Origin of the sequence: Dyella acidisoli (assembly GCF_030160295.1) — a bacterium.
Classification (GTDB): domain Bacteria; phylum Pseudomonadota; class Gammaproteobacteria; order Xanthomonadales; family Rhodanobacteraceae; genus Dyella_B; species Dyella_B acidisoli.
The window spans coordinates 380,239-394,676 of the sequence record NZ_BSOB01000010.1 but is presented as its reverse complement, the minus strand read 5'-3'; the positions used below and the strand labels follow the sequence as shown (position 1 = coordinate 394,676).

General features: G+C 60.4%; 12 protein-coding genes. 10 read left to right on the top strand and 2 right to left on the bottom strand.

All coding sequences use genetic code 11. The annotated features are described in order from the left end of the window. Nucleotides 1–59 precede the first annotated feature (59 nt). The 5 genes from QQJ86_RS06760 (at nucleotide 60) to QQJ86_RS06740 (ending at nucleotide 5,528) form a co-directional block, all read left to right on the top strand. A complete protein-coding gene (locus QQJ86_RS06760; protein ID WP_284320149.1) occupies nucleotides 60–443 on the top strand; it encodes a RidA family protein in 384 nt (127 codons plus the stop codon). A gap of 80 nt (nucleotides 444–523) precedes the next feature. After that, a complete protein-coding gene (gene recG / locus QQJ86_RS06755) occupies nucleotides 524–2,638 on the top strand; it encodes an ATP-dependent DNA helicase RecG (RefSeq protein ID WP_284320148.1) in 2,115 nt (704 codons plus the stop codon). A 109-nt stretch (nucleotides 2,639–2,747) separates the two neighbouring features. Next, entirely contained in the window at nucleotides 2,748–3,683 is a 936-nt protein-coding gene (locus QQJ86_RS06750) for a nucleoside hydrolase (protein ID WP_284320147.1), read from the top strand. Nucleotides 3,684–3,746: 63 nt separating this feature from the next. Next, nucleotides 3,747–3,992 carry a type B 50S ribosomal protein L31 gene (locus QQJ86_RS06745; protein WP_284320146.1) on the top strand — a complete coding sequence of 82 codons (246 nt, stop codon included), beginning with the start codon at nucleotides 3,747–3,749 and terminating at the stop codon, nucleotides 3,990–3,992. A 240-nt stretch (nucleotides 3,993–4,232) separates the two neighbouring features. Then, complete coding sequence (locus QQJ86_RS06740; RefSeq protein ID WP_284320145.1) at nucleotides 4,233–5,528, top strand: citrate synthase; 1,296 nt, start codon at nucleotides 4,233–4,235, stop codon at nucleotides 5,526–5,528. Nucleotides 5,529–5,605: 77 nt separating this feature from the next. On the opposite strand, the gene QQJ86_RS06735 is transcribed toward QQJ86_RS06740, so the two are convergent. After that, nucleotides 5,606–6,283, bottom strand: a complete 678-nt coding sequence (locus tag QQJ86_RS06735) for a hypothetical protein (RefSeq protein ID WP_284320144.1) — start codon at nucleotides 6,281–6,283, stop codon at nucleotides 5,606–5,608. A gap of 45 nt (nucleotides 6,284–6,328) precedes the next feature. Continuing rightward, a complete protein-coding gene (locus tag QQJ86_RS06730; RefSeq protein ID WP_479724084.1) occupies nucleotides 6,329–8,713 on the bottom strand; it encodes a penicillin-binding protein 1A in 2,385 nt (794 codons plus the stop codon). A gap of 398 nt (nucleotides 8,714–9,111) precedes the next feature. On the opposite strand from QQJ86_RS06730, the gene QQJ86_RS06725 reads away from it, so the two are divergent. Genes QQJ86_RS06725 through QQJ86_RS06705 form a run of 5 tightly spaced genes read left to right on the top strand, consistent with a single transcriptional unit; the run spans nucleotide 9,112 to nucleotide 14,308 of the window. After that, a complete protein-coding gene (locus QQJ86_RS06725; protein WP_284320142.1) occupies nucleotides 9,112–10,170 on the top strand; it encodes a pilus assembly protein PilM in 1,059 nt (352 codons plus the stop codon). Beyond that, entirely contained in the window at nucleotides 10,170–10,901 is a 732-nt protein-coding gene (locus QQJ86_RS06720) for a PilN domain-containing protein (RefSeq protein WP_284320141.1), read from the top strand. Before QQJ86_RS06725 ends, QQJ86_RS06720 begins: the two co-directional genes overlap by 1 nt. Beyond that, nucleotides 10,901–11,563, top strand: coding sequence for a type IV pilus inner membrane component PilO (locus tag QQJ86_RS06715; protein ID WP_284320140.1), 663 nt, complete (start codon nucleotides 10,901–10,903; stop codon nucleotides 11,561–11,563). The genes QQJ86_RS06720 and QQJ86_RS06715 overlap by 1 nt, the downstream gene beginning before the upstream one ends. Next, complete coding sequence (locus tag QQJ86_RS06710; RefSeq protein ID WP_284320139.1) at nucleotides 11,560–12,093, top strand: pilus assembly protein PilP; 534 nt, start codon at nucleotides 11,560–11,562, stop codon at nucleotides 12,091–12,093. The genes QQJ86_RS06715 and QQJ86_RS06710 overlap by 4 nt, the downstream gene beginning before the upstream one ends. 55 nt (nucleotides 12,094–12,148) lie before the next feature. Further along, entirely contained in the window at nucleotides 12,149–14,308 is a 2,160-nt protein-coding gene (locus QQJ86_RS06705) for a type IV pilus secretin PilQ (protein ID WP_284320138.1), read from the top strand. Nucleotides 14,309–14,438 lie beyond the last annotated feature (130 nt).

The window sequence follows — 14,438 nt, the reverse complement described above, 5'->3', positions numbered from 1 at the left end:
GGGGGAGATGGAAGGGCACTCACGTTACACTTGCGCCTTCGCTCCGATGGATGATCCCCATGCCCCGCACCATCATTTCGACCGACCAAGCCCCCGCCGCGATCGGCCCGTACTCACAAGCGGTGCGTGCGGGCAACACAGTGTACTTTTCCGGCCAGATTCCGCTCGATCCCGTCAGTGGCATGTTGGTGGAAGGCGATATCAGCGCGCAGACGCGTCGCGTATTCGACAATCTGAAAGCCGTGGCCGAAGCAGCCGGTGGCTCGTTCGATAAATTCGTGCGCGTCGGCATTTACGTGACAGATCTTGCCAATTTCACCGCCGTCAATGTGGTGATGAATGAGTACTTCCAGCAGCCGTATCCGGCTCGCTCCACCATCGAGGTGAAGGGCTTGCCCAAGGGTGCACAAGTGGAAGTGGACGCCATCATGGTGATGGACTGATCGAATCGCGCGCAGATTGCTGACAGCTTTTGTCCGCAGTCTGACTCGCCAAGCCGACATGCTCGGTTAGTCTTGCAGCGATGGCCGCCCCGAAACCTCAACTTGCTACGCCGAGCGTCGATGACCGAGGGAACCGGCCAGTCGCGACGCTCGGTGGCGTCGGTCCAGCGTTGGTTGAGTCGCTGGCTAGGTTGGGGCTTCATCGTGTTCGAGATCTTTGGTTTCACTTGCCATTACGGTATGAAGACCGCACACATCTGACGCCGCTGGCGGACCTTCGTCCAGGTATGCGGGCGCAGGTGGTGGGTACGGTGGAGGCGGTGGAGAAGGGTTTTCGCTATCGCCCGCAACTGAAAGTTGCCATCGGCGATGGCGTGATGCAGACGCTCTTGCTGCGTTTCTTCCACTTCAATCGCGCGCAGGCCGAGCAGTTTCGTGTCGGCACGCGTCTGCTTTGCTATGGCGAGGTACGGCAAGGCAACGCCGGCCTGGAGATGGTGCATCCACAGTATCGTCGGCTGGAAGACGATGCGTCTGTTGCGTTGGACGAGCAGCTTACGCCTGTCTATCCCACCACCGAAGGGCTGGGGCAGAAGCGCCTGGGCAACGTCATCGCCAAGGCGATGCAGCAGCTTCCGGCAGAAACAGAGCTGGAGCTGATTCCGCCTGGTTTGTGCGCCAAGTTTGGATTGACCTCGCTGCGCGAAGCATTGTTGTACGTGCACCGGCCGCCGCCCGATGCCCGCATCGATCAGCTGATCCAGGGGCGCCATCCCGCGCAGCAACGCCTGGCATTCGAAGAGTTGCTCTCACAGCACATGAGCCTGAAGCGTTTACGCGCTACAGTGCGCGAGCGGCGTGCCCCCAAGCTTGGTGGCAATGGCAAGTTGCGGCAGCAGTGGTTGAAATCGTTGCCTTTCCAACTCACTGCGGCCCAGCAGCGCGTCATCAAAGAAATCTCCGCAGATATCGCCCAGCCGAGCCCCATGCTTCGCCTTGTGCAGGGCGATGTCGGTTCCGGCAAAACGGCAGTAGCGTGTGCCGCGGCGCTGGCGGCCGTGGAAGCGGGCTATCAAGTTGCGTTGATGGCGCCGACGGAATTGCTGGCTGAGCAGCATCTGCGCAATTTCCGCCATTGGCTGGAGCCACTGGGCATCCACGTCGAATGGCTGGCCGGGAAGCAACAAGGCAAGGCGCGTCAGCAAGCCATGCAACGCGTGACCGAAGGCGCTCCCATCGTGATCGGTACGCATGCCTTGATGCAGGAAGGAGTTAGCTTTGCGCGTTTGGGATTGGTGATCGTCGACGAACAGCATCGTTTCGGCGTGCAGCAGCGTCTGGCGTTGCGTGATAAGGGCATCGAAGGAGAGCTGGTGCCGCATCAACTGGTGCTCACCGCAACGCCGATTCCACGCACGCTGGCGATGAGCGCTTACGCCGACCTGGACATTTCCGCCATCGACGAGTTGCCGCCAGGCCGCACACCGGTGCAGACCGTTGCGATTTCCAACGCACGCCGTGCCGAAGTGATTGAGCGCATCAGTGTTGCCTGCATGGAACGGCGCCAAGCCTATTGGGTGTGCACGTTGATCGAAGAGTCCGAACAGCTGCGCGCGCAGGCTGCGGAAGCCGCCCATGCCGAACTTTCGCACGCGCTTACCGAATGTCCTGTGGGCCTAATCCATGGCCGCATGAAGCCGAAAGAAAAGCAGGCTGTGATGGATGCGTTCAAGTCGGGCCAGTTGTCCGTGCTTGTGGCGACCACGGTGATCGAAGTGGGTGTGGACGTGCCCAATGCCAGCCTCATGGTGATCGAAAACAGTGAGCGTTTGGGTCTCGCGCAATTGCACCAGCTGCGTGGGCGTGTAGGGCGCGGCGCTGTTTCATCCAATTGCGTGCTGCTCTATCAGCCCCCACTGGGCCAGCTTGCGCGCGAGCGCCTGCAGGTGATGCGCGAGACCAACGACGGGTTTCGCATCGCGGAGAAGGATCTGGAATTGCGCGGCCCTGGCGAGGTGCTAGGTACGCGGCAGACTGGCCAATTGAGCTTGCGAATAGCCGATCTGGCGCGTGATGCGCATCTGCTGCCGGCTGTCCAGCAGGTGGGCGAATACATGCTTGCGCATCATCACGAACAGGCAGCGCGTTTGATCGAGCGTTGGATCGGCGGTGCGGCCCGCTATGCGGCAGCCTGAAAGAGGGGAGGGGGAAGTGAGGCTTTGCGCTCCGAATTACGTTGCGGCGATGGCTTGACATCAACAGCAGAGCTGCGAGGCTTGTCGTTCCTCGAATCCAATGACGCTCATGACCAAGCCTCAACTTCTGATCGACACCGATCCTGGTGTCGACGATGCCCTTGCCATTCTGATGGCGCATGCACACGCCGACGTGCTTGGTCTCAGCATCGCTGCGGGCAATGTTGGTCTTGCGCATACCACGCGCAATGCGCGCACGCTGGTGGATGTGGTGGGTGCGTCTACACCGGTGTTCGCTGGATGCCCCACGCCACTCGTTCGCTTGCCGGAGGAAGACGCGGCGTTTGTGCACGGGCATGATGGTCTGGGCGACGTGGGATTTCCCGAACCCAAAACCGAGATAGCAGACGAGCACGCCGCACTCGCCTTGCTGCGCCTCACGCGTGAACATCCTGGCGAAATAACCTTGGTGGCGTTGGCGCCACTCACGAATCTGGCGTTGGCGGTGCGTTTGGATCCTTCGCTGCCCGAGCGCGTAAAGCGCTTGGTAGTGATGGGCGGTGCGGTGACTGGGCACGGCAATACCGGTCGGATACCGGCTGAATTCAATATCGGTTTCGATCCCGAGGCCGCGCACGTAGTGTTCGAAAGTTTTCCCAACTTCGATCTGGTCGATTGGGAACTCACTCTGCGACATGCCTTCGACGAGGACGAATTCGATCAGTGGCTGGTTGCCGGCGATCATCGGGCAGAGTTCTTCGGCCGTGTGTTCCAGGTGGCCCGCGAGACCAATCGCAAGCGCGAACGGCGCGGCATCATCGCTGCCGATGCGCTGGCGATGGCAGTGGCCATCGATCCCTCTGTGGTCGCGCGTAGCGAGCGCCGCTGGGTGGGCGTGGAGCTGGACGGTCGCCTGACCCGCGGCGCTACCGTGGTGGACTGGGGCAAGCGACTTGGTCTGCGAGCCCAGGCCAATGTGGTGCTCGAACTTGACCAGGCGAAATTCGCCGCGATGGTGCGACGGGCGTTGGGGGCTGAGCAGTAGCTTGACCGGGCCTAAGGAGCGTCGATACAATACCGCTCTTTTCACGCAAGCTTTGAGTCCGTCATGAAGCCCGATATCCATCCGAATTACCGTCAGGTGGTGTTCCAGGATCTTTCGTCCGACTTCGCGTTTCTGACGCGTTCGACGATTGCCGCCAAGGAAACCATCAAGTGGGAAGACGGCAACGAGTACCCGCTGATCAAGGTGGATATCTCCAGCCATTCGCACCCGTTCTACACCGGCAAGCAGAAGACGATTGACGCCGGTGGCCGCGTCGACAAGTTCCGTCGCCGTTACGCGCAGAAGTAATTCTCCGCGAACTGCCGACGCCGGCAGGTCCAGTTATTTCGCACAAGGCAGGCCTCGCGCCTGCCTTGTGCTTTTTCGCGACTGTCAATCGGACCATGCGCCATCGGATCGTTTGTAATGTGATGTGCGATAATGGATGGGATGCATCGCCGCTTCCCCACGTCGATGCGCGTTTTCCTTCGCCGGCTGGTTGCCGTTTTGCGGTTGCCCCGGTGGCGACCCATTGCGTAGGAGGTTTCCGTGTCCGATTCCAAATCCGTCAAGCTGGTTGATGAGTCCAACGGCCGCAGCAGCGAACTCCCCTTGCTGAGCGGCACGATTGGCCCCGCCTGTATCGACATTGCCCCGCTCTACAAGGACACCGGGCATTTCACCTACGACCCCGGTTACGGCAGCACCGCCAGTACCAAGAGCGCCATCACCTACATCGACGGTGACGAGGGCGTACTGATGTACCGCGGTTACCCGATCGAGCAGCTGGCCGAAAAGTCGACCTTCCTCGAAGTGGCCTATCTGCTGTTGAATGGCGAGCTGCCGAACAAGACCCAGTTTGCTGGCTTTGAAAACGACATCACGCATCACACGATGATGCACGAGTCGCACAAGAACTTTTTCCAGGGTTTCCACCACGACGCCCATCCGATGGCCATGCTGGCCGCCTCGGTGGCTTCACTGTCGGCGTTCTATCACGATGATCTGGACGTCGATAATCCGGAAGACCGCAAGCTCGCCGCAATCCGCCTGCTTGCGAAGATGCCGACCATCTCCGCTGCCTGCTATCGCTACTCGATCGGCTGGCCGTTCCGCTATCCGCGCAACAACCTCGAATACGTCAATCGCTTCCTGCACATGATGTTCGAGGTGCCGAGCGAGCCGCTGGAACTTAGCCCGGTTTGCGCCAAGGCGCTGGATCTTCTGTTCATCCTGCACGCCGACCACGAACAGAACGCTTCCACGTCCACGGTGCGCTTGGTCGGCTCCACCGGTGCGAATCCGTATGCGTCCATCGCTGCCGGCATCACTGCGCTGTGGGGTCCGGCACACGGTGGCGCCAACGAAGCCGTGCTGAAGATGCTCGAGGAGATCGGCTCGCCCGACAAGGTTGAAACCGCCGTCAAGCGCGCGAAGGACAAGAACGACAACTTCCGCCTGATGGGCTTTGGCCATCGCGTGTACAAGAACTTCGACCCGCGCGCGAAGATCATCCGCGAGATGTGCCACAAGGTGCTGTCAGAACTCGGCGTCAACGATCCGTTGCTCGATGTTGCAATGAAGCTGGAAGAGGCTGCGTTGAAAGACGACTACTTCGTCGAGCGCAAGCTGTATCCGAACGTCGACTTCTACTCCGGCATCATCTACAAGGCGCTGGGCATCCCGACAGAGATGTTCACCGTGATGTTCGCTATCGCGCGCACCGCCGGCTGGATCGCTCACTGGATCGAGCAGCATGAAACGCCTGGCTCGCGCATTGGTCGTCCGCGTCAGCTCTATGTGGGTGCGGACAAGCGTGACTACGCGAGCATCGAAAAACGCTGAGTCAGCTGTTCGTCGTGAATAAGAAAACGCCCGGCATGCCCGGGCGTTTTGTTTTTGCAAGTTGGCGAAATTGAGAGCTATTTGAGAGCTGCAGCCAGCTTACGTTCGAACTCATCCTGCTCTTCGCTTTCCTCCGCCAGCATGATCTCCACCGACGCCAGCGATGCGCGGCGCATCGGTTTCTCGTCGACGCGATCGAGCGGTGCTTGCCTGAGTGCGTTGTGCGGAAGCACGGTGATGTCGAACGGAAGCTTGTCGGCGGCGAACAGCAGTACTGGATACTCGACTTGTTCGTCGCGAGTAATACGCAAGCGGCGGGTCTGTGTTTCGAACGGCACGCCGTGTTCACGCAGGTAGATGCCGACCGCTTCTGGATCGTCACTGAAGACGTGCAGGCACACTGCCGAATGTGCATCGGCTGTGCCTTCCAGGACCGCGCCAACCAGGCGCGGCTCAAAGCGCTCCAGGAAGCGCATGGCTTCGACGGCTGCTTCGCGTCTTTCGCGCAGTAATTGCGGTTGGCTGTCGGCTTGGAACAGGCGTTGGTGTTCGCGCAGCGCCTGTTCGATTTCGTGGTTACGGGGAAGCGCCTGCTCGTCCAGTACACCCAGTCGTTCGGCGGCTTTGCGCTTGGCGCGGTGGAAGTCGCGGATGCCGTGTTCACTCATCAGGCGCGCCGCCTCCTGGGCGACGCGTAACCGGGTGCGTTGCACTCGATCCTGCGCGTGGATGCGATGGTGTTCGCCTCGTGCCATGTTGCTGCCCTCGGTGACATCGTCCGTCGCAAGACTACCGGAAAATCAGAAGATATCGTTAGTCTGCTCTTGATCCTGGTTTTGTTGCTGTTGTGCCTGGTTGTGCAGGCGATCGATGTCTTCCACCTTGAAAATTTCCTGCATGGCATTGGGATCACCTTGGGATGTTGGCCAGCCGCTTTCGCGGTTGATCAGCGTAGTGGTGATGCCTGGCGGCATCGGCAGGCTCTTTCCCGGTGCGCCCTTCAGCACGTCGCCCACGTAGTCGATCCAGATCGGCAACGCCGCCTTGGCACCGAATTCGCCTTTGCCCAACGACGTGAAATCGTCGAAGCCTACCCACACGGCCGTCGATAGATCGCCGTTGAAGCCGACGAACCACGCATCGCGATGATCGTTGGTGGAGCCGGTTTTGCCGGCCAGGTCGTCACGGTTGAGTGCCTTGGCTGCGTAGCCGGTACCCATGGGCGACTGGATCACGTCTTTCATCAGCGATGTGACGAGATAGTCGTTGCGGATGTCGATCACATGAGGTGCCAGTACCGGCGGAGCCTTGCCGCTGTTGTGCACGTCGGCCGGCAGGGCCGTTTCGCCGGCCATCGCTACGCTGCTCGCCGGGGCGGGCGCGTTGGGCGAGCTGGGCGACACGCCGTTGGTGAGCATGTTCGCCGGAGGCGGTGCAGGCGGGCTGTTCTGCAGCAGGCGTTCCGAACAATCCGCACAGGCGCGCGCCGGATTGGCGACATACACCGGCTTGCCATCGCGATCGTCGATTTCGTTGATGAAAAAGGGTGTGATCAGATAGCCGCCATTGGCGAACACGGCAAAACCGCGCGCCATGCTGAGTGGCGACACGGAGGCGGTGCCTAGCGCCATCGACAGATTGTTCGGCAGTGCATCGGGTGGGAAGCCGAAGCGCGTGACGTAATCGCGCGTGTAACGCACGCCAATCGAATCGAGCAGGCGCACCGAGACGAGGTTCTTTGATTCGATCAGCGCTTCGCGCAAGCGGATCGGGCCGGAGAACTTGTTGTCATCGTTGCTTGGCGTCCACAGTCCGTTCGGCTGCGAGGGGTCGGGCAGGGCGATGGGCGAATCGTTGATGATCGAGGCCGGCGTGTAGCCGCGCTCGAACGCTGCCGAATAAATAAACGGCTTGAAACTGGAGCCCGGCTGCCGCGCGGCCATTACCGCGCGGTTGAATTTACTGCGCTGAAAGTTGAAACCACCGACCAGCGATTGGATGGCGCCGTTCTCCGGGTCCAGCGACACCAGCGCGGCTTGCGCCTTCGGAATCTGCGTGAGCTGCCAGTCACCCTTGTCATCATGGATGACGCGGATGATATCGCCGGGCTTAAGCACCGCGTCGACCTTGGTGGGAGCAGCACCCACGCGGGTTTCATTGATGTATGGGTGGGCCCAGTCCATGGCCTTGAGATCGAGCCTGATCACCTGCTTGTTCTGCAGGAATACCGAAGCCTCGCTGGCGGACGATGCGATCACCAGGCCGGGCGTCAGGCCGGCCACATCCATATAGCTGGAGAGCAGGTTGCTGTAATCGGTGTCGCCCGCCCCCGAGGGCAGTTCCTCATGGGCCTCGGGGCCACGCCAGCCGTGGCGGTGGTCATAGATCGCAAGGCCGTCACGTACCGCTGCAACTGCCGCCTGCTGTCGGGTACTGACCAAGGTGGTCTTAACGACGTAGCCCTCGGTCAGCGCGTCATTGCCTAGGCGTTCCAAGGCCTGCAGTCGTGCCATTTCAGCCAAATAGGGTGCATCCACCTGGACCGGCTGCTCATGCGGGCTGGCGTCGTCGGGTGCGTTGATGGCCTGTTCGTACTGCGCCTGATTGATGTATCGGTGTTCCAGCATCTGGCCCAGGACCCAGTTGCGGCGGGCGATCAGGCGCTGGGTATTGGTTAGCGGGTTCACCGCCGAAGGGAGCTGGAAGGTAGAGGCGATGGCCGCGCACTGTGATGCGGTGAGCTGGTCCAGCCGCTTGCCGTAGTAGTACTCGGCCGCCGCCGCGACGCCGTAGGAGCGGTGTCCCAGGAACATCTTATTAATGTAGAGCTCCAGGATCTGGTCCTTGCTGAGGGTGCTCTCCATGCGCAAGGCAATGAACATTTCGATCAGCTTGCGGGAATAGAGCTTTTCCGGGCTCAGGAAGAAATTGCGTGCCACCTGCTGGGTGATGGTGGATCCGCCCTGGGTCTTGTTGCCGCCGGAGGCCACAACGTGCAGGCCGGCGCGCATGACGCCGCGCCAGTCAACGCCGGGATGTTTATAGAAATCAGCATCTTCCGCTGACAGTACCGCATGCTTGAGCAGATCAGGCACCTGCTCGATGGGAACCGGAATGCGCCGCGTTTCCCCGAAGGTGGCGATCAACTTGCCGTCCGAGGTCAACACTCGGAGCGGAACTTGCATGTGGTAATCCTTGAGGACATCCACCGATGGAATACGCGGGGAGACCAGCCAATAAGCTACCCCGATGGCTGCCGTGACTAGCAGGAGACCGCTAAAGCCCAGGATGAGCAGCCAGCGCAAAAGGGCTTTCAGAATTCTCGTCATGTCGTTGTTGTAGCGAGACTTGAGTCAAAACAGACCAAAGTATAGATGTTGCAGTATGTGGGGCATCAGCAACGGGTTAGCAAAACCTTAATCGCGGCATCCAGGGCGGGTTGGTCCAAATGTGCAGGCCATCACGCCAAAAGTCTCGAAGAAGATCGCGTAGGCCGTTGCTATTGCATTAATTTTTGGATCTAATGGCCCGGCAATCCTGCCAGTATCTGGCGGAAGCGCCAGGGGTCAAGGGGGAAGTCATCGTGGGGCTCTTTACACCCAAGAAGCCGCCGCTGGTCGGTGTCGACATTAGTTCGACCGCCGTCAAGCTGCTGCAGCTCAGCCAAGCAGGGGGTCGCTATCGCGTGGAGCATTACGCGATCGAGCCGCTGCCCCCGAATGCGGTCGTGGAAAAGAACATCGTCGAGGTCGAGGCGGTGGGCGAAGCGGTACGCCGCGCGCTCGCACGCTCCGGCGCAAAGGTCAAGCACGCCGCTGCAGCGGTGGCTGGCTCGGCGGTGATCACACGCATCGTACCGATGCCGGCCGAATTGTCAGATGAAGACCTGGAAGGTCAAATTCAGGTCGAAGCGAACCAATACATCCCGTACCCGATCGAGGAAGTAAGCCTCGATTTCGAGGTGCTCGGGCCGGTGCGCGACAACCCCGAAATGAACAACGTGCTGCTGGCCGCTTCGCGTACGGAAAACGTCGACATGCGTGTGGCCGCGTTAGACCTCGGCGGTCTCACTGCGGCAGTCGTCGACGTAGAAGCGTTCGCGATGGAAAACGCCTTCGCACTGATCGCCGACCAATTGAATGTTGGGCGCGACGCGTTGGTGGCGGTGATCGACATCGGCGCGACCATGACCACGCTTTCGGTGCTCAAGAATCAGCGCACGATCTACTCGCGTGAGCAGGTGTTCGGCGGCAAGCAGCTTACCGACGAGATCATGCGTCGCTACGGCCTTTCCTATGAGGAAGCCGGACGCGCCAAGCGCAAGGGCGGTCTGCCGGAATCCTACGAAACCGAAGCGCTGCAGCCGTTCAAGGAGTCGCTGGTACAGCAGATCAGCCGCCTGCTGCAGTTCTTCTACGCCGGCAGTGAGTTCAGCAAGGTCGATCAGGTGGTGCTGGCCGGTGGCTGCGCTTCGATCGAAGGCATCAGTTCGATGCTTGAGGAGCAGCTGGGCCTGCCTTGCGTGGTGGCCAATCCGCTGGCGCGCATGTCGCTATCCAATCGCGTGCAGGCACAGTCGCTGACGCAAGATGCCCCTGCGCTGATGATCGCGGTCGGACTCGCCATGAGGAGTTTCGACTGATGGCACGCATAAACCTACTTCCGTGGCGTGCCGAACGCCGCAAGATCCGCCAGCGCGAATTCTTCATGCAGCTTGGCGCTGCAGCGCTGGCAGCTGTCGGCGTGATGTTCCTGTGGTGGTTCTGGATGGATATGCGCATCGACAACCAGAATGACCGCAATGCCTACCTGCAGGATCAGATCAAGCAGGTGGATGCGCGCCTGGCCAAGATCCAGGATCTGGAAAAAGTGCGCGCGCAGTTGCTGGCACGCAAGCAGATCATCGAGCAGTTGCAGGCGAATCGTTCGCAGATGGTGCATCTGTTCGACGAACTGGTGAAGACCATTCCTGGCAGCGCACGTCTGACCTCGATTAAGCAAAACGGCGACCAGATGGTGTTGGGCGGTGTGTCGCAATCCAACGCCAGCGTCGCCGAGTACATGCGTAACATCGAAACCTCGCCGTGGATGGGGCAGTCCGACCTCAGCAAGACCGAGAACAGCCACGACGCCTCGCGTATGCCTTACAGCTTCGGCCTGACCGTGGCGCTTTCCAAGCCGAAGGATGACAGCGCCGCCGGACAGGGGGCTTCCGCACCTGCTTCGTCGAGCACGAGTGCCGCCGCTCCTGCAGCCGTACCGGCGCCGCAAGCACCAGCGCGGCAGGTCACACCTGCCGCAACGACACCCCCTGCAACGGCACATGCACCGGTCAATCCGGGCATGGCACCAGCCAAGGGAGGGGCGCACTGATGAAACTCTTTGACGATCTGCGCAGTCTCGACCGCAACAACATCGGCGGCTGGCCGAAATCGGTCAAGACGTTCTTCACGGTGATCCTGTTCGCGGTGATCATGGTGGTCGGCTGGTACGTGGTGGTCAATGACCAGCAGGACCAGTTGCAAACGTTGGCCAACAAGGAAGAACAGCTTAAGAAAGAGTTCTCCGAGAAACAGGCCAAGTCGGTCAATCTCGAAGCGCTGCAACAGCAGCTGGATGAGATGAAAGATATGCTGCGCCAGCTGCTGCGTCAGCTGCCCAGCAGGACCGAAATGCCGGAATTGCTGGTGGATGTATCGCAAACGGCGCTGTCGGCTGGCCTGCAGCAGGAATTGTTCCAGCCGGGTACCGAAATCCCGAAGGACTTCTACGCGGAGAAGCCGATCCAGTTGAAGATGGTCGGCACGTATCACCAGTTCGGCGCTTTCATCAGCGGTGTGGCTTCGTTGCCGCGGGTGGTGATCCTGACCATGCATGACGTGTCGCTGACCCCGCTCAATGCACCGGCTAAAGGCGCCGAGCCGGCTTCCAACCAATTGCTGGTGCTGCAGGGTACGGTGAAGACCTATCGCTACCTCGAGGATTCCGAGACCAGCGATGCGGGCAAGACGAAGAAGCCCGGAGGCCGGAAATGAGAGTCACGACTGTCATGAAGCCGGCCCGGCTGATGAAACTGACACTGGTGATTGCCACCGCGCTCGTACTCGGTGGTTGTACCCGCGGCATGTCTGACCTGCGCGATTGGGTCGCACAAGAGAAGGCCAAGCGCGGCGCGCCGATCCCGGCATTGCCCGTGATCAAGACCTTCGAGACTTTCAATTACAGCGATCAGGACAAGCGCGACCCGTTCAGCCCAAGCCAGGACGAATTGAGTCAGGGCAGCGGTCCGCGGCCGGATGAAGGTCGTCCGAGACAACCGCTCGAAGCCTACTCGCTGGATAGCTTGAAGATGGTTGGCACGATCGGTGCTGCTGCGACGATGGAAGCACTCATCAAAGATCCTGGCGGAGTGATTCATCGCGTGCACACCAACGAATACATGGGCGAAAACTACGGACGCGTCACCGCAATCACCGGTGATCACATCGACCTGGTCGAATTGGTTTCCAACGGCAATGGCGGCTGGATGGAACGTCCGGCCAGCATCGCGCTTGAGGCGAAATAGGAATACAGGGGCTGATGCAATGACGAATCTCAATAAAACAGTCCGGAGTCGTGCCATGCACCTGGCCAGCCGTTGCCTGATGACCGTGATGGTTCTCGGCGGAGTTGCTTGGGCGAACGCCGCCGCAGCAGCCAGCACGCTGCAGAACATCACCTACAAGAGCCTGCCGGGTGGTCGCGTCGAAGTCCGTATGAACTTCGATAGCAGCCAGGTTCCGCGGCCGAACATCTTCACCACGGAAACGCCGCCGCGCATCGCGATCGACTTTCCGGACACCACCAATGACGCCGCTCGTCATCAGGACATCGGCGTGGGGACCACCACGGGCGTGTCGGCGGTAGCGGCCGGCGGGCGCACCCGCGTCGTCGTCGAGCTGATGCAGGCTTCGTCGTACAGGTCCAGCGTTGAAGGCAACAGCCTGGTGCTGGTGGTCAACAACGGCACGCAGTCGCAGCCAGTGACCACGGCGGCCACGATCGATCCTTCCAAGGCACTGCCGTCGGCGATGACCGGTCCGGCCATCAGCAACATCGACTTCCAGCGCGGCGGCAATGGTTCGGGCCGTGTGCTGATCAACTTCAGCGGAGCCGGCGCGAATGCGAATATGCATCGCCAGAACGGCAACCTTTCTGTGGACATCACCAACGCGCAACTGCCGGCCGGCCAGGCGCAGCGCTTGAACGTGCTCGACTTCGCCACGCCGGTGCAGTCGATCTCGCCGAAGTCCACGCCGAATGGTGCGCACATCGACATTGCCATCAGCGGAGATGTGGAGACTTCGTCGTACCAGACGGGCAACCAGTACGTTGTTGAAGTCACACCGAAAAAGCAAGATTCGAAGAACACCAACCCAGGGTCCGAAGCGCAACCGGTCTACACGGGCAGCCGCGTGACCTTCAACTTCCAGGACATCCCCGTGCGCTCGGCCCTGCAATTGCTGGCTGACGTATCAGGTCTGAACCTGGTGGCTTCGGACACCGTGGGCGGGAGCGTCACGCTGCGATTGGTCAACGTACCGTGGGATCAGGCGCTCGATGTGATCCTGCGTGCCAAGGACCTGGACAAGCGCCGCGATGGCAACGTGATCTGGATCGCGCCGCAGAAGGAGTTGGCTGACTACGAACAGAGTGTGGCTGATGCGCGCTTCAAGGCACAAGACACGGCGCCACTGATCACGACGTATGTTCCGATCAGCTACGGCAAGGCGTCGGATATCGCAAAGCTGCTGACGACCGGCGCACAGCAAGGTGCGGGTGGTGGTGGCGGTGCGAGTGGTGCGGCGGGTCAGCACCGCGGCTTCCTCTCGCCGCGTGGCAGTGTCACTTTCGACCAGCGCACCAATACGTTGTTGATCAACGACACCGCGGAAAAGACCACTGAACTGCGTGCGCTCGTTGCTCAGCTGGATCGTCCCGTACAGCAGGTGCTGATTGAATCACGCATAGTGATCGCGACGGATCAATTCGAACGTGACCTGGGTGTTCAATGGGGTGTAAGTGGTAGGAAGGTCAATCCGAGTGGCCAGACGCTCTCAGTGGGTAGCGGCCTTTTGTCGAGCACTAGTACGACCACTACATACAACGGTCTGCAGAATCTTCAGCAAGTCAACCTTCCGGCTACTCCCGCCACCGGCACCGCTTCGACCATTGCTGCCGCCATTCTTGGCAAGAATTACGCACTGGACCTGGAATTGTCCGCTGCGCAGGCCGAAGGACGCAGCCAGCTTGTCTCCAGTCCGCGCGTGATCACGGCCAACCAGCAGGAGGCAGATATTCGCCAGGGTCAGGAAATTGGCTACGTCACCTACCAGAACACCTCCAGCGGCGGCGGTGCAACCGGTACCGCTACGGTAGCGTTCAAGGACGCCGTGCTGGAACTTAAGGTCACACCGACCATTACTGCTGACAACCGCGTTTTCTTGGCGATCAACGTCAACAAGGATTCGCTCAACCGCTACATCACGGTTCCCGGCAGCGGCCAGGTGCCAGTCATCGATACGCGCTCGCTCAATACCTCGGTGCTGGTGGACGATGGTCAGACGGTAGTGCTGGGCGGCATCTATGAAATTAGCAAGAGTGACACCATCAACAAGGTGCCGTGGCTGGGTGATGTCCCGGGCGTAGGCTTCCTGTTCCGCAATACGCAGCGCATCAACGACAAGGACGAACTGCTGATCTTCGTCACCCCGCGCATCCTCAGTGACAGTTTGCAATAAGCGCGGATTCAAGCAGTAAAGAAGGGGCGGCCGATGTGCCGCCCCTTTTTCTTTGCAGCGCAGTAAGAGCCTGTCTATGATCGCTGCGCAACCCGCGTTGCGCCGAAGTGGCCGCCAGGTGGTAGTGCGG

Excerpts from the sequence above, each read along its gene's own strand:
- QQJ86_RS06715 (WP_284320140.1), top strand. The coding sequence starts at position 10,901 with ATGAAACTCTTTGACGATCTGCGCAGTCTCGACCGCAACAACATCGGC.
- QQJ86_RS06750 (WP_284320147.1), top strand. The coding sequence starts at position 2,748 with ATGACCAAGCCTCAACTTCTGATCGACACCGATCCTGGTGTCGACGAT.
- QQJ86_RS06735 (WP_284320144.1), bottom strand. The coding sequence starts at position 6,283 with ATGGCACGAGGCGAACACCATCGCATCCACGCGCAGGATCGAGTGCAA.
- QQJ86_RS06760 (WP_284320149.1), top strand. The coding sequence starts at position 60 with ATGCCCCGCACCATCATTTCGACCGACCAAGCCCCCGCCGCGATCGGC.
- QQJ86_RS06745 (WP_284320146.1), top strand. The coding sequence starts at position 3,747 with ATGAAGCCCGATATCCATCCGAATTACCGTCAGGTGGTGTTCCAGGAT.
- QQJ86_RS06705 (WP_284320138.1), top strand. The coding sequence starts at position 12,149 with ATGCACCTGGCCAGCCGTTGCCTGATGACCGTGATGGTTCTCGGCGGA.
- recG (WP_284320148.1), top strand. The coding sequence starts at position 524 with ATGGCCGCCCCGAAACCTCAACTTGCTACGCCGAGCGTCGATGACCGA.
- QQJ86_RS06730 (WP_479724084.1), bottom strand. The coding sequence starts at position 8,713 with ATGCAAGTTCCGCTCCGAGTGTTGACCTCGGACGGCAAGTTGATCGCC.
- QQJ86_RS06720 (WP_284320141.1), top strand. The coding sequence starts at position 10,170 with ATGGCACGCATAAACCTACTTCCGTGGCGTGCCGAACGCCGCAAGATC.
- QQJ86_RS06710 (WP_284320139.1), top strand. The coding sequence starts at position 11,560 with ATGAGAGTCACGACTGTCATGAAGCCGGCCCGGCTGATGAAACTGACA.